The organism is Pseudomonas coronafaciens pv. oryzae str. 1_6 (genome assembly GCF_000156995.2).
Classification (GTDB): Bacteria; Pseudomonadota; Gammaproteobacteria; order Pseudomonadales; family Pseudomonadaceae; genus Aquipseudomonas; species Aquipseudomonas tremae.
Genome location: NZ_CP046035.1, coordinates 4,138,033 through 4,153,325, shown reverse-complemented (window position 1 = coordinate 4,153,325; position 15,293 = coordinate 4,138,033). Strand labels below are relative to the sequence as shown.

15 protein-coding genes are annotated in these 15,293 nt (G+C 56.7%); 12 read left to right on the top strand and 3 right to left on the bottom strand.

Translation table 11 applies throughout. From position 1 onward, the window contains the following. The first annotated feature begins 54 nt into the window (after positions 1–54). From POR16_RS18590 to POR16_RS18575, 4 genes are all read left to right on the top strand, one after another. Positions 55–2,598, top strand: a complete 2,544-nt coding sequence (locus POR16_RS18590; protein WP_080268265.1) for a fimbria/pilus outer membrane usher protein — start codon at positions 55–57, stop codon at positions 2,596–2,598. Beyond that, entirely contained in the window at positions 2,595–3,377 is a 783-nt protein-coding gene (locus tag POR16_RS18585; RefSeq protein WP_005891452.1) for a fimbrial biogenesis chaperone, read from the top strand. Before POR16_RS18590 ends, POR16_RS18585 begins: the two co-directional genes overlap by 4 nt. A 1-nt stretch (position 3,378) precedes the next feature. Beyond that, entirely contained in the window at positions 3,379–4,371 is a 993-nt protein-coding gene (locus POR16_RS18580) for a fimbrial protein (protein ID WP_005891454.1), read from the top strand. A gap of 104 nt (positions 4,372–4,475) precedes the next feature. Next, positions 4,476–4,700 (top strand): hypothetical protein, encoded by a 225-nt coding sequence (locus POR16_RS18575; protein WP_005891455.1) that lies wholly within the window; start codon positions 4,476–4,478, stop codon positions 4,698–4,700. 17 nt (positions 4,701–4,717) lie between these two features. Here POR16_RS18575 and POR16_RS18570 read toward each other — a convergent pair whose 3' ends face one another. The 3 genes from POR16_RS18570 to POR16_RS18560 form a co-directional block, all read right to left on the bottom strand. Then, positions 4,718–5,470 carry a YkgJ family cysteine cluster protein gene (locus POR16_RS18570; RefSeq protein WP_024671306.1) on the bottom strand — a complete coding sequence of 251 codons (753 nt, stop codon included), beginning with the start codon at positions 5,468–5,470 and terminating at the stop codon, positions 4,718–4,720. Positions 5,471–5,584: 114 nt separating this feature from the next. Next, entirely contained in the window at positions 5,585–6,058 is a 474-nt protein-coding gene (locus POR16_RS18565; protein WP_042932424.1) for a GNAT family N-acetyltransferase, read from the bottom strand. A gap of 65 nt (positions 6,059–6,123) precedes the next feature. Further along, positions 6,124–7,020, bottom strand: coding sequence for a chemotaxis protein (locus POR16_RS18560; protein ID WP_024671304.1), 897 nt, complete (start codon positions 7,018–7,020; stop codon positions 6,124–6,126). A 566-nt stretch (positions 7,021–7,586) separates the two neighbouring features. Between POR16_RS18560 and POR16_RS18555 the strand changes: the two genes are divergently transcribed. The 8 genes from POR16_RS18555 (at position 7,587) to POR16_RS18520 (ending at position 15,203) form a co-directional block, all read left to right on the top strand. Further along, positions 7,587–8,096: a disulfide bond formation protein B gene (locus tag POR16_RS18555; RefSeq protein ID WP_005891461.1), complete on the top strand. Its 510-nt coding sequence runs from the start codon at positions 7,587–7,589 to the stop codon at positions 8,094–8,096. Positions 8,097–8,559: 463 nt separating this feature from the next. Beyond that, a complete protein-coding gene (gene cyoA, locus POR16_RS18550) occupies positions 8,560–9,501 on the top strand; it encodes a ubiquinol oxidase subunit II (RefSeq protein WP_024671303.1) in 942 nt (313 codons plus the stop codon). Between the two features lie 3 nt (positions 9,502–9,504). Then, positions 9,505–11,517 carry a cytochrome o ubiquinol oxidase subunit I gene (gene cyoB, locus POR16_RS18545; RefSeq protein ID WP_005891464.1) on the top strand — a complete coding sequence of 671 codons (2,013 nt, stop codon included), beginning with the start codon at positions 9,505–9,507 and terminating at the stop codon, positions 11,515–11,517. 2 nt (positions 11,518–11,519) lie between these two features. Next, complete coding sequence (locus POR16_RS18540) at positions 11,520–12,152, top strand: cytochrome o ubiquinol oxidase subunit III (protein ID WP_024671302.1); 633 nt, start codon at positions 11,520–11,522, stop codon at positions 12,150–12,152. Further along, a complete protein-coding gene (gene cyoD / locus POR16_RS18535) occupies positions 12,152–12,484 on the top strand; it encodes a cytochrome o ubiquinol oxidase subunit IV (RefSeq protein WP_002552345.1) in 333 nt (110 codons plus the stop codon). Before POR16_RS18540 ends, cyoD begins: the two co-directional genes overlap by 1 nt. Positions 12,485–12,494: 10 nt before the next feature. Then, positions 12,495–13,382 carry a heme o synthase gene (cyoE, locus tag POR16_RS18530; RefSeq protein ID WP_005891467.1) on the top strand — a complete coding sequence of 296 codons (888 nt, stop codon included), beginning with the start codon at positions 12,495–12,497 and terminating at the stop codon, positions 13,380–13,382. Between the two features lie 253 nt (positions 13,383–13,635). After that, on the top strand, positions 13,636–14,520 hold the full coding sequence (locus POR16_RS18525; protein WP_024671300.1) for a glycosyltransferase family 2 protein: 885 nt from the start codon (positions 13,636–13,638) through the stop codon (positions 14,518–14,520). 41 nt (positions 14,521–14,561) lie between these two features. Beyond that, positions 14,562–15,203 (top strand): CatB-related O-acetyltransferase, encoded by a 642-nt coding sequence (locus POR16_RS18520; RefSeq protein WP_005891473.1) that lies wholly within the window; start codon positions 14,562–14,564, stop codon positions 15,201–15,203. Positions 15,204–15,293: the final 90 nt, after the last annotated feature.

Sequence of the window (15,293 nt, the reverse complement as noted above, 5' to 3'; positions counted from 1 at the left end):
TGCGCAAAAGGATTGCGCGGCGCGCGAAACAGCCGAAGTAGAGTGAAGACCGCTATGGAATGGCGCAAGAAAGATCATAAAGGGGCTATCGCAGCGTTAGCGTTCCCTCTCCCCGGACGCTGTCATTTGCATATCTGCATGGGGTTGACGTTAATGGCTTCGATCAATGTGTTCGCGGCCCAGCCCGAGGTATCCCGTGGCGATGAGCCTGTCAGGTTCAATACGGCGTTCATTCAGGGCAGCGATCAGCCTCCAGACCTGCAGGCGTTCTTGCGTACCAGCAGCGTATTGCCCGGTACTTATCGGGTTGATATCTACGTCAACCGAACATTGAGTGGCAGACGCGATATCACTTTTTCGAAAAACAGTGTGTCCGGTCTTGTTGAACCTTGCCTGTCGCTTGAACTGTTGAACAGTCTGGGTCTGGACCTGAGTCGTCTGCCCGACACTACCGAGGCTGATCAGGCCTGTTTCGACCTTCCTGCACGGGTCGGGTTTGCGCGTGTCGATTATCAGCCCGGTGCGCTGCGACTTGCTATCAGTGTGCCGCAAGCCGTCATGGCGCGGGGCGCCCGTGGTTATGTATCTCCTGAACTATGGCAGCAAGGCGCGACGGCAGCATTCGTCAATTACAACTTCAATGGCAACAGGCGCCGTAACAAAGGTCTGGCGACACATCAGTATTATATGGGGCTGCGCAATGGCCTGAACCTGGGGGCCTGGCGACTGCGCAACGAGTCTTCACTGGCGCAGGGCAGCCATCAGACCTGGCGATACCGCAGCAACCGCACCTTTGCGCAGCGCGATGTCACGTCGTTGAAAAGCCAGTTCACGGTAGGGGAAACATTTACCGACGCGCAAGTGTTCGACAGTGTTCGCTTTCAAGGCGCTGCGCTGACCTCCGATGAGGGCATGCTGTCTGACAGTGAACGGTCCTATGCCCCGGTCATTCGCGGGATTGCCGAAACCAACGCCACGGTGGAAGTTCGTCAGAACGGCTTTCTGCTGTATAGCGGCAGCGTGTCGCCCGGGCCCTTTGAAATCACCGATATCTACCCCAGTGGCTCCAATGGCGACCTGTCGGTTTCGGTCATTGAAGCTGACGGGCGCGTAAGGTCGTTCACCCAGGCCTACGCGTCCTTGCCGATCATGGTGCCCTTCGGATCGTTGCGTTACAGCCTGGCTGTCGGGCAGGTCGACAACAACGATGATGGCCAGGCATCGCCGGGGTTTACCAGCGGGGCTTTGATCTACGGGCTTTCCGAGCGAACGACCGGTTTCGGCGGGTTACAGCTGGCGGAGGATTATCAGGCCGCCAACCTGGGCGTCGGTATCAATACCGGCGTGGGCGCGGTGTCGCTGGATGTAACTCGCTCGGTCAGTCAACCGGAGCAACGCTCCCGCAGCGGCCAGAGCGTGCGGGCGCGTTACGCCAACACCCTGGACGCGACCGATACGACATTGGCGATAGCCGGTTATCGCTATTCGACCGAGAACTACCGGACCCTCAGTCAGCACGTCAGCGAAACCGATCCGCAAGGTCGGGCGCTGGTCGCTGGTCTGGCCCGGGATCGACTCGAGCTCAGCGTCACCCAGATTCTGTCTGATCAGGACGCCTCGCTGAGCCTGACCGCATCCGAGCAACGTTACTGGAACCTGCCGGGCAAGACGCGACAGCTTTATCTGTCCTACAACGCGGCCTGGCATACCGTGAATTACAGTGTATCCATCGAGCGCAACGAGGATTTTGGTCGAAGTGGCCAGGCGCGCACTGACAATCGCGTCGCCTTGAGCCTGACCTTGCCGCTCGGGTCTAATTCTGCTTCGTCGCGTTTGTCTTTCAATGCCGTGCGCGACAGTTCCGGGGCGTACAACCTTCAGGCCGGGCTGAATGGTCAGGTACTGGCGGATCGGGATACGTTCTATTCGGTACAGACCGGTCAGGACAGCAATTCAGGCAGCTTCGGTGCTGGCAAGATCACCACTTCCACCGGGACCGGCCGCTTTGAAGCCGGGTACAGTCAGGGACGGGACTACGATGCCTTGAGCCTGTCGGCGTCGGGGTCGGTGGTGGCCCATGCCGGGGGTATCAACCTGGGGCAGGCGCTGGGCGAAACCTTTGCGCTGGTTCAGGTGCCAGGTGTCAGCGGCGCTCGACTGAGGTCGTTCGGTAACGTCGAAACCGCAGGCAACGGTTACGCGGTTCTACCTTATGCCCAAGCTTATCGGACCAACTGGGTCAGCCTCGATACCCGGCAACTGGGGGCCGATGTGGACCTGGAAAATGCCATCACGCAGATCGTACCGCGCCGCGGTGCCATTCCTGTGGTGCGGTTCAAGGCTGCGACAGGTCGCCGTGTCCAGTTCGAGCTGGTACGTGCAGATGGCAGCAAGGTGCCGCTGGGTGCCAGTGTCGAGGACGAGCAGGGCAGGGCGCTGGCGGTGGTCGATGCTGGCAGTCAGGCGCTGGTACTCAGCGAGCGGGACAGTGGCAGCCTGCTAGTACGTTGGTCCGATCAACGCTGTCAGGCAATCTTTTCGTTGCCTCCCAGAGATCCGGCCCGCGCTTATGAGCGCATCAGCGTGGCCTGCCAATGAACGTCAGCAACGGGCTGTGCGCGATGATTCTGATTGCGCTGCTGGCGAGCGGTGTCGATGCGCGAGGCGCGATTTCATTGAGCGGTACGCGGCTGATCTTCGACGGGCATGACCCCGAGGCCTTCATTGAAGTGCGCAATCGCGGCAAGGGCGAGGCGCTGCTTCAGACCTGGCTGAGCGATCCGCGAGATAACGACGATACGCCACACAATCTGCGCAGATCGCTGCCGTTCGCGATCACTCCACCACTAGTAAGACTGACGGCAGGTGGGCGTCAGACGCTGCGTGTCCTGTATCAGGGCCAAGGCATGCCGCAGCAACGCGAGTCCTTGCTGCATCTTTATGTGCTGGAAGTACCTCGCCGTCAGCAAGGTATTCGCCAACTGAACATCGCCGTGCGTCAGCGCATCAACGTGTTCTATCGACCTCCAGACCTGGACGGAGATCCGGCCGATACCGCTGGCAAGCTGTTGTGGACCTTGAACTCTGGCAATGCGGGCAGCCACTTATTCACTGTCAGTAACCCGACGCCTTATCACGCATCGCTGCAAGGCCTGCGCATGGACGGTGTTCTGTTCAGTGATCACCTGCTGCTTGCGCCTGGCGAACATTTCCAACTGGTTTTACCGAAGAGCTTTTTGCCTTCTGCAAATACTCTTTTTTCGTACGGAGCCCTGACTGATTACGGCGGTCAGCGAGGCTATTGCGTACGCGTGAACGGGCAGGCGACCTACAGGGCTCGTCTGCTGGAGAAAAACGTCTTTCAGGAAGAATGCTGATATGAAATTGCTGCCCGCCAGCCTCTGGCTGCGCCCCTTGCTATTGCTGGTGATGCTAACTCCTGCTTCCGTTTTCGCGCTGGTCTGTACTACTCAGGGGGCGGGAGAAACCGAGGTTCATGAGGATCTGGACAGTGCGGTGGCAATCCCCGAGTCGACGCCTAATGGGGAAGTGGTATGGCGCTCCGAGCCGAGGGCTGTTCAGGTCGAATGCACCCGGGACGGTTCGCAATCGACCGACGAAGAGGTTTTTATCCACCTGAACCCTGACAATCGTGAAATCGGTCAGGGCATAAGGGCCGGGCTGACACTCAATGGCGCCGACTATCTGCAAGGCAGTGGCCGAATCAGTACCGGTAATCGCCTGCCTGTTTGCACTGGAGGCACCCTCGACAATTGCCCTGCGGTACGTTTCAGCCTGCCGTTTTCCGTATTTATCCAGAAGTTCGGCGCAACGCCGCCTTCCGGGGTGGCGAGCAATCTGCTCGATTACCGGTTTTTTCAACTGGGCGGCGAGACAAATCCGAATACGGCGCCAGGACGAAGCTTGAGTTATGTCATCAATAACATGAGAGGACTGCGCTTTGTGGCGTGTGATGCCGATCTGAAAGTGCTCCCGGAAAACGTGGATTTCGGCGACGTCGCCATGCTTCAGGGGGGTATCGACGAGCCGGTGGCTATACAGCCCTTTTCCCTGTCGACCAGCCGGACCTGTGAATCTCCCTTCAGTATCGACGCACGTTTTCGGCCCGTATCTGGCACTCTGGAGGGCAATTTACTGGTTCCGGTCGATAACAATTCGGTGGGTTTCACGATCAACAGCGCGGTCAGCGGGCAGCCTGTGCCGTACAACGAGGCCTTTCATCTGGCTGATCTGCTGGGCGAAACCCAGGACGCCACGGCAAATTTCGAAGCCCGATTGTTCTGGACCGGCAAGCCCCGCCAGCCTGGGCCGTTCAGTGCGGAGATGATGGTGGATCTGTTCTACAAGTAAGTGCGTCAACGACTGGACAGGAGGCTCGCGCGGTAGCCGGACGTTTGATGTATGCTGCGCGACCGCGGGCATGTGCCCGGCTAATTCGACTTTCTGGTGACACCATGACCACGCCTGAACAAACTCCTGTTCAAGACGCCGCAACCGACTCCGTTGCAGACACTGAAAAGAAGGCGGTCATTGCGCCTTTCAGCTTTCCGTTCAAGCCTTCGGAGTTCGCTCAGGCGAAAAAGGAGCAGGCCTGGCATCAGAAAGCCAACAAACACGGCCACCACAAGACCCCAGGCGTGGCCCCGGCCGGTACCCGAAGGTCAATGGGTAAACGCTGATATCCGGGTTGTCGGTTTCAGGCCGCCTGTAACGGAATGAACAAGTAGGATGCCGGTTCCCGGTCTGTCACGTCAGCACCCTCCTGCTGCAAGGCCGCCAAGGCATCCTGTCCGGCCACATGAAACGCCCAGTCTGCGCGTTCTGTCACGGCATCGTTGCTGTCAGCGAGCTGCTCGATGGCGGCAGCGAATGCCTTCATGTCAGGCAGGTACGCGACAAATCCGTTGCCCTTGAGCGCAGTGGTACGCATGCCCAGTCGTTGGCATATGAGCTGTTTGGCCGCTATCTCGTCCCTGTCAGCCTGACGGGATTGTTCAATCAGGCTGGCCAGTTGGGTATCGACCAGCGTGCCGCCGACGATCAGGTCTGGGCCCTGTTCCCACGATTCAGGCGGGCAGCCCTTTAGCTCAGGTCGTAGCGGAATGTGAGGATTGATCTCCATCGGATAAATCCGGCATACCAGCGGTCGGCGCTCGTAAATCCGGCACAGGTTTTCTTCGTCAAGATTCCGGCAACGTCCGACGTTATAGGCTGCGAAGGTGATTGCCACGAAGGCTTTCGTATTGCCGCAGTCTACTTCGGTCGAGCGCCGGGAAGCATGGTTGCGTTGCGTCTCTGAAACACCGTAACCATTACTCAAAAACGCTTCGGTCAGCACGATCACGTTGCCGCCGTCTGCCGCCCATTGCGCGGCTTCGACGAGCGTGAGGGGCACGTGATGGTCAGTGCAGCATCCGCCGCAACCTACGCAGGAAAACTTAATGTCCATTGCTTCAATGATCCGTTCGAGAATAGGCGGCAAATGACGGTTATCAGTCATTTGTCCGGCTTATACGGCTCAGGAAGCAAGTTGTGCGCCAGCGAAGTATGGTTCGCTGAAGCCTCAGGGAGTCGGGAGAGGGAAACGCCTGACGTAGGACATGCCTGATTTTTCGTAGAGACGCCGGGCTACATGATTGTTTTCCGTCACGTGAAGGTCCACTGCCGCTTCGCCGCGGGTATTCGAAGGGTCGGCCAGATGCGCGAACAGGTGATTGAGCAAGGCAGAACCGATGCCATTGTTTCGCAGCTCGGGGTGCACCACCAGATCTCTGACGAAGGCGCTGGTCCAGCAGATGATCACCCCTGCGACTGTGTCTTCGGAAATGGCCAGAAAACACCGCGACAGATCGAACTCAGGATCGCGCTCGAATGCGCTCCGCCAGGTGTGATAATCCGGGACGCTGCCTTGCCCTGTGCGATAACCCGATGCCAGCAAACTGTGAGTTTCTGGCGCGCGCTCAAGTGTCAGTGCGCTGGGCAAGACACCCGAAGGCCAGGGCGTGGAGGGGATTGGTAGGCAGAGATCCCGACGCATCAACCAGTAGTGGTCAGCAGATGCATCGGTCATGTCAGTGCGTGTTTCGGCTGCGGCTTCAGGGATCAGAGCCCTTGAGCGACTACCGTTCGCGCGGCCTCGATCAGGCATTTGGTCAACTCGGGTGACGAGAACTTGGTCAGGACAGCGTTGGCCCCGGCAATCTGCGACTTCTCACTGTTCATCGCGCTATCGAGCGACGTATGCAGCAGAATGTAAAGGTCGCTGAAATCAGGTGTGTCTCTGAGTGTACGGGTCAGGGCGTAGCCATCCATCTCCGACATTTCGATGTCGGACACCACCACGTTGATCTGTCGCGCAGTACCCTGCAGATCCAGCAGCACGTCGATCGCTTCTTTGGCGCTACGAGCCGTGTGGCATTCGATACCGAGATTGCGCAGCGTGATGATCGACTGCTGCAGCGCAACCTGGCTGTCGTCGACGACCAGAATCCGCGCCTTGCCGAGCACCTCTGCATCTTCCTTCGCCAGTTCCGTAGACTGCACGGCGATCTGCGCCGGGGCAATACCGTGAATGACTTTTTCGATGTCCAGCACCTGAACCAGAACGCCGTCGACCTGGGTTACCCCGGTAATGAACGACTTGCTGCTGGACCCGTAGGGTGGCGGACGAATGTCTGTAGTCAGGCAATGCACAATCTTGCTCACCGCCTGAACGTGCAGGCCCTGTTTCGAGCGGCTGACGTCGGTGACAATCAGGCAGCCGCCGTCCGGGTCGGCCAGCGGACGCTCGCCGATTGCACGGCTGAGGTCAATGACCGACAGCGATGAGCCGCGCAATGTCGCGATGCCTTTGACGTGCGGGTGCGATTCAGGAAGATGGGTCAGGGGAGGGCAGGGGATGATCTCGCTGACCTTGAGCAGGTTGATCGCCATCAGCTTGCCGCTGCGCAACGTGAAGAGGAGCAGCGAAAGTGAATCTGCTCGGACGTTCTTGGACATATTAACCTTCTGGCTGTAGGTGTTTCGTCGCCTGGAAGCGGCAAACAACTTTCTATCTCAGGTTATCGACCTGTGGCGTGCTTGCTTGAGGATTTTTAACAGTCAGCCGTAAGCCGCGTCCAGAGAGCAGCGCTCGACTGAGTGGTCGATTGCCTCAGGTCAGGCGCCAATAGTGGCACTTTGGTTTCCGGAACGTCAAACCATACAGGGGTGCGACACGTTGTCGCTTCAGCGTCCGGCATAGGCCGTCCGCCTCTCCCACGGCCGGCTTGTTGACCAGAACTCAGCCTGCGGCAAAATACCGCAGCTATATATAGAAGAGGTGGTGCGACAAACTGACGCATCCTTCTATATATAGAAGGGCTCGATTTCGGTTTTCGGTAAAAAGCCCGCTAAAGACCATCCGGCTGGCAAATCAGCCCGTATGGATGGCGAATGCTTGAGTTGCCAGTCCAGACAGATGATCATCGCGCACGCATCAGAGCGTCTGGGCGGTGCCCTCCTGCTCAAACCTTTGCCCGCGACTGGCGCGGCAATGGCAAACCACTCATCAGTAAGGTATGTGAATGAGCGACAACACGTTGTACCTGAGACGCGAGAAGCGCTTTCTGGTTTTGCTGGGGATCATCTGCCTGGCCCTTATCGGCGGTGCCCTGTACATGCAGATCGTGCTGGGTGAGGCGCCTTGCCCTCTGTGTATCCTGCAGCGCTATGCACTGCTGTTCATCGCGATCTTCGCGTTCATCGGTGCCGCCATGTCCGGGCGTCGCGGTGTCACGGCGTTCGAAACGCTGGTGACCCTCAGCGCGCTGGGCGGTATCGCCGCCGCCGGCCGTCATGTCTGGATTCTCGCCCATCCGTCCGAGAGCTGCGGAATCGATGTGCTTCAGCCGATTGTGGATGGCCTGCCATTGGCTACACTGTTTCCTACAGGGTTTCAGGTGAGCGGCTTTTGTACGACGCCATATCCGCCAGTACTCGGATTATCTCTCGCGCAGTGGGCGCTGGTAGCGTTCGTACTGACTGCGGTTCTGGTGCCGGCGTGCATTATCCGTAACCGCCGCAAACCATACTAAATACAGGGGCTTTCGTGAAAACAGCCTCGTGATCACGAGGCTTTTTTCGGGCTTGAGAGAAGGTTTTCAGAGTTATTGTTACTGGCTACGAGATTAACTGTTACAAAATTAGGCATAGTCATTAAAAATTTACATATCTACAATCCCCAACACTTGTCGTCCAGCCTGGCTGAACGATCAGCATTTTGAGGCTTGGAGCGTCCCCTGTGCACTCTGAACAGGCAGCGCAACGCTTGCCTCGGAGGGCGTATAATGGCCGCGTCGAAAGCGTCTGCCCTGAATGACGGGCAGTTCCAGCAACTCAAAAACAAGAATCCATTGCTCAACCCGGACTTGTCGATATGCCGCTGTGCGTACTGGCAGGCTCTTGTTCAATTCAAAAAAATTAGCCGGCACTGGCAGGGCGAAGTGTTGGCGGTCGAAACCCAACTGCACCGCGCAAGCTGCTTTTAGAGGTCGTGAAATGAGTAAAAAAAGGTACCCCAGGTTTTTTGGCTTCTTGGCCCTTTTCGGTATGCTTCTGCTCACTGGATGCGACGGCGTACCTCTGCTCGATCCAAAAGGGCAGGTGGGTATTGAGCAACGCAACCTGATTATAATCGCTACGTTGCTGATGCTGATCGTCGTGATCCCGGTCATCCTGATGACCCTGATCTTCGCCTGGAAGTATCGCGCTTCGAACAAGGCTGCCAAGTACACGCCGGACTGGTCGCACTCCACCAAGATCGAAATCGCAGTCTGGGGCGTACCCATGCTGCTGCTGGTCTTCCTGGGGTACATCACTTACGTCTCTACGCACGAGCTGGACCCTTACCGTCCACTTGAGTCTGACGTCAAGCCGGTCACCATTCAGGCTATCTCGGTCGACTGGAAGTGGGTATTCATCTACCCGGACTACGGCATCGCCACAGTCAACAAGATCGTGTTCCCTGCCAAGACGCCGATCAATTTCCAGGTCACGTCGGACAGTGTGATGAACTCGCTGTTCATCCCCGGCCTGGGTGGTCAGATCTACGCGATGGCGGGCATGCACACCAAGCTGCACCTGATTGCCAACGAGAATCACGAGTTCAACGGTATGTCGGCCAACTACAGCGGCGCGGGCTTTACTGGTATGAAGTTCAAGGCCACTGCCACCAGTCAGGCTGATTTCGACGCCTGGGTCAGTGAAGTCAAGAACTCACCCAAAAAGCTTGGCACTGCTGAGTACGCCGAGCTGATCAAACCGAGCGAACGTAACCCCGTCGAACTCTTTTCCTCGGTCACCCCGAACCTGTTCCAGATCGTCATCGACAAGTATGAAGGTATGAATCCAGGCAAGAAGGTCGTCGCTGGCGAGAAAGAAGTGGCCGGTGACGCTGGTGCGGAAAAAGGCAAAAATTCAGCTGCTGGGGCAGAGGAGTAAACGATGTTTGGCAAATTAAGTCTGGAAGCGGTACCGTTCCACGAGCCGATAGTCATGGTGACACTTGCCATGATCGCGCTTGGCGGTATTGCGGTTGTCGGGTTGATCACCTATTTCCGCAAGTGGACATACTTGTGGTCTGAGTGGCTCACTTCCGTTGACCACAAGAAAATCGGCGTGATGTACATCGTCGTTGCCATGGTCATGCTGCTGCGCGGCTTTGCCGACGCAATCATGATGCGTACTCAACTGGCAATGGCCCAGAACGGTGCCGAAGGGTTCCTTCCGCCTGAGCACTATGACCAGATCTTCACCGCTCACGGTGTGATCATGATCATCTTCATGGCGATGCCGTTCTTCACGGGTCTGATGAACATCGTTCTGCCTCTGCAGATCGGCGCTCGCGACGTGGCGTTCCCGTTCCTGAACTCCTTGAGCTTCTGGTTGCTGGTAGCAGGCATGCTGCTGATCAACCTTTCTCTGGGTGTCGGTGAATTCGCCAAGACCGGCTGGGTTGCGTATCCGCCTCTTTCCGGGCTGCAATACAGTCCTGGTGTGGGGGTTGACTACTACATCTGGGCGCTACAGTTATCCGGGTTAGGTACGACGCTGACGGGGGTCAACTTCCTCGTGACCGTGCTGAAAATGCGTACCCCTGGCATGAAACTGATGGACATGCCGATCTTCACCTGGACCTGCACTTGGGCAAACATCCTGATCGTGGCTTCTTTCCCGATCCTGACCGCTACCCTGGCGCTGCTGACTCTTGACCGCTACATGGACTTCCACATTTTCACGAACGAAATGGGTGGTAACCCCATGATGTACGTGAACCTGTTCTGGGCGTGGGGTCACCCTGAGGTATACATTCTGATCCTGCCGGCCTTCGGTGTGTTCTCGGAAGTTATCTCGACGTTCTCCGGCAAGCGACTGTTCGGCCACAAGTCGATGATCTTCGCTTCCGGTGCGATCTGTATCCTTGGGTTCATGGTCTGGCTGCACCACTTCTTCACAATGGGTGCGGGTGCCAACGTCAACGCCTTCTTCGGTCTGGCGACGATGCTCATCGCGATCCCGACGGGTGTGAAACTGTTCAACTGGCTGTTCACGATGTATCAGGGCCGTCTGCGCTTCACCGCGCCAGTACTCTGGACCCTGGGCTTCATGGTCACCTTCTCGATCGGCGGCATGACCGGCGTTCTGTTGGCGATCCCTGGTGCTGACTTCGTACTGCACAACAGCCTGTTTGTAATTGCTCACTTCCACAACGTGATCATTGGTGGTGCGGTATTCGGTTACATCGCCGGCTTCGCGTTCTGGTTCCCTAAAGCGTTCGGTTTCAAACTGAACGAGAAGTGGGGCAAGGCAGCGTTCTGGTTCTGGATTGTCGGCTTCTTCGTCGCGTTCATGCCGCTGTACGCGCTGGGCTTCCTGGGCATGACCCGTCGCCTCAACGCTACCGACATGCCAGAGTGGAACATCTACCTGGACGTCGCGCTGTTCGGTGCCGTGCTGATTGCCATGGGTATCGCTTCGCAGCTCATCCAGCTGTTCGTGAGCATCCGTGACCGCGACAGCAACCGCGATCTGACTGGTGACCCATGGAATGGCCATACCCTGGAATGGTCCACTTCGTCGCCACCGCCGTTCTACAACTTTGCCGAGCTGCCCAAGGCTGACGACATCGATCCGTTCACCGATGCCAAACGTGCCGGTACCGCTTACCAGGTTCCTGCCCGCTACTCGGCGATCCACATGCCTAACAACACGGCTACCGGCCTGTACATGGGTATGTTGCTGACGGTCTTCGGCTTCGGGTTCATCTGGCACATCTGGTGGCTGGTAGGCGTAAGCCTGGTAGCAACCATCGCAGTCTTCGTCGCTCATGCCGTACGTGACGATCAGGGCTACATGGTGCCTGCTGAAGATGTAGCGCGTATTGAAGGTGAGCATCACAAGGTCCTGGCGGCCAATGGTGCATACACTCCTGTCAAGTCCTCGCTGGAACAGGTTTAAATATGTCAAATATTGCTATCAACTCCGGAGCCCACGATCACGGTCACGACCATGATCACGGGCATGACGATCACCACGACAGCGGTGGCATGACGGTCTACGGCTTCTGGCTGTACCTCATGACCGACTGCGTGTTGTTCGCCTCGTTCTTCGCGGTCTACGCCGTGATGGTCAACAGTGTCGCGGGTGGCCCGTCGGGCCACGACATCTTCCTGCTGCCATTCGTGGCAGTGGAAACCGCGTTCCTGCTGGTCAGTAGTATCACCTACGGCTTTGCCATGCTGGCGCTGTACAAGGGCAACAAGAGTCAAGTGCTGGGCTGGCTGGCACTGACCTTCCTGTGTGGCGCTTCCTTCATCGGGATGGAAGTCTATGAATTCCATCACCTGATCCACGAAGGCTTTGGTCCGAGCCGCAGCGGCTTCCTGTCAGCGTTCTTCGCGCTGGTCGGCCTGCACGGCGTCCACGTGACCAGCGGTCTGATCTGGATGGCAATCATGATGTTCCAGGTCCAGAAAAAGGGCCTGACCAACACCAACAAGACGCGCCTGAGCTGCCTTAGCCTGTTCTGGCACTTCCTGGACGTTGTCTGGATCGGCGTGTTCACCGTTGTCTATCTGATGGGAGCTTTGTAATGTCGAATTCGCATCACTCCGCTGAAGACAATAGTCACGGCTCCGTGAAGTCGTACATCATCGGTTTCGTACTGTCGATCATCCTGACCGCCATTCCGTTTGCCCTGGTGATGTCGCCTTCGCTGCCGAAGGACATGACGATTGCGATCGTCCTGGTCTTCGCGATCATCCAGATCCTCGTGCATTTGCATTACTTCCTGCACCTGGACTTCACCAGCGTGCAGCGCAACAACGTGATGGCCTTCGCCTTTACCACGATGGTTATCGTCCTGCTGGTTGGCTTGTCGCTGTGGATCATCTTCAGCGTCCACCGCGAAATGATGGCGCATTGAGGAATACCAGATGTCACTGAAGCACTTTATCCAAATCACCAAACCGGGGATCATTTTCGGTAACGTGCTTTCGGTGGCAGGTGGCTTTTTTCTGGCTTCCAAGGGAAATATCGACTTCAGCGTGTTCCTCGCTGCGGTAATCGGTACTTCCCTGGTGGTTGCGTCAGGTTGTGTATTCAATAACTGCATCGATCGCGATATCGACCAGCGGATGGAAAGGACCCGCAACCGGGTCCTGGTTCAGGGCCTGGTTTCTTTGAAACTGGCCTTGCTCTACGCCACCGTGCTTGGTGTTGCGGGCGTTGCTTTGCTGTACACCAAGGCCAACCCACTGGCTGCACTGTTCGCGGTGATTGGCTTCGTCATCTACGTCGGCTTCTACAGCCTGTACCTGAAGCGCAGATCCGTTCACGGCACACTTGTCGGTAGCCTCTCGGGGGCAATGCCTCCGGTCATCGGTTATTGTGCAGTGAGCAACAGCTTCGATTTCGCGGCATTGACGCTACTGGTGATGTTCAGCCTTTGGCAGATGCCGCATTCTTATGCGATCGCGATCTTCCGTTTCAATGACTATAGTGCGGCGAAGATTCCGGTTCTGCCGGTCAAACGCGGCATTCTGGTCACCAAGCGCCACATCCTGCTCTACATTCTGGCGTTCCTCGTGGCGACCCTTATGTTGACGGTAGGCGGTTATGCGGGGCTGAACTATCTCGCTGTCGCGGCGGGCATGGGTATGTACTGGTTGTACATGGCCTGGAAGGGCTACAAGGCCGTTGACGATACTGTCTGGGCTCGCAAGTTGTTCGTGTTCTCCATCTTCACCATTACTGCCCTGAGCGTGATGATGTCGGTGGACTTCCAGGTGACAAAGGAATTGTTGGTAACCTACGCTTTCTGATCGCACCTGACGAGAAACACCCAAGCCCATTTCGAAAGGAATGGGTTTTTTTTTGCCGAATATCCTGCCTTGGCTAACCTGAGCAGCTCGGCGAAAGACCTTCAAAAGGATGCATAAACGACCGGTTACAGGGTGTAAGTGCCCAAAAATGGAAAAAAGTATCAGCTTGCAGCATGATGTGCCGGTTTTCATACAATCTATTATAGATCTGGTTCCCGTTTTCGAGGGCCGATCAGTGGATTGGCAGGTACCCATGAGTTTTTCGGAAAGTCAGATCCGTATGCCCAAGCCCTTAGTCTCTATCATCGCGCCCTGTTATAACGCCGAGCGATTTCTGGAGGACGCGATTCGGAGCATCTTTGCCCAGGATTACGAAAATTTCGAAGTCATCGTTGTAGACGATGGCTCCACTGACAACAGCATCGCAATGCTTGAGTCCTTGCAGCAGCGCTATTCTTTTCAGCTCTACCGTCAGGCTAATCAGGGCGTCAGTGCTGCGCTCAATCACGGCCTTCAGTACGCGCAGGGTGTGTACCTTTCCACGCCCGACCTTGACGACATCATGCTTCCATCGTCGGTGCGCCTTCGTGCGGAGTATCTGGACAAGCACCCCGAGGTGGGCTGTGTCGGCGCGCTTGTCAGCTACATGGACTGTGACGGCAACATGATCAAGTGTCAGTCCCGGGATCACATCGAATACCTGAGTTTCGACGACGTATTACGTGGCGCGGTGGTGGTGGGAGCGCCGGTGGCGCTGTACCGAATGAAAGCCATGCGCGATGCGAACGGTTACGACCCGGAGATAAAGGTCCAGGATTTTCAGGCAACCCTGAGAATTGCTCATCTGGGATATGAAATGCACGTCATTCCCCAGATCGTGACACGCTACCGCCGTCATCCGAACAATCTTTCGCGCAAGTACAAGGTGTTGCTGGACGCCGATCTGAGGGCTATCGAGCCTTACCGCGACCATCCCGAATATCAGAGGGGCAGGACACTGCTGGTCAACAAGGCCCTCAAATACGCAGCGGTTGCAGACAAGCGATATGCTTGGAAACTGCTGCGCTCTATCCCGTTTAAATATGCCGATCGTACAACCTGGCGGCGCTGCATGCGTTTACTCTTCAGCTACCGGTAATGCGGTAAGGCTGTTCGAAATGGAAATGATTCAAGGTAACCATGAAATTCATCGAGCTTCTGAAAACAAGGAAAGTGCGCAGGCAGCTGCGCCAAATGGACAAGCTGGAGCGACATGCCGAAAAAATCAGATTGAAGTACCCGCGTGCGTTGGTAGGCGTGGGGACTTACGGCATACCGGAGATTGTCGATTTTGGTGACGACGCAATACTGAGGGTCGGTGCCTACACCTCGATTGCCGAAGGGGTGAAGATTCTGCTGGGCGGCGAACATCGTACCGACTGGATCACGACCTATCCGTTTCCGGCGATGGTCGAGCAAGTAGCGGATATCAAAGATTACGCGCCGAGCAAAGGCGATGTGGTGATTGGCAGTGACTGCTGGATCTGCGCCAACGCCATCATTGTGTCGGGGGTCACGATCGGTCATGGAGCCATCGTGGGCGCGGGCGCAATGGTCGTGCGGGATGTGGCGCCTTATTCGGTCGTTGGCGGCAACCCCTGCAAGTTCATCCGGTGGCGTTTTGAAGAGGACGTCCGCGAACTGTTATTGCAAGCCGCCTGGTGGGACTGGCCAATGGAAGAGGTCAAATCCGTGGCGCGAACCTTGTGCAGTGCGGACATGAATACGTTTGTCGACTACATTCGCCAGCGCCAGGCATCTCGTTCTCCTGCGGATAAATAACCGTCGTACACCGACAGCGCATGCTTTTGGCGACGCGTCATAAATGCCAGGTCGGTTTGCATTTATTTCAAACCTCAGACGCTGAATGAT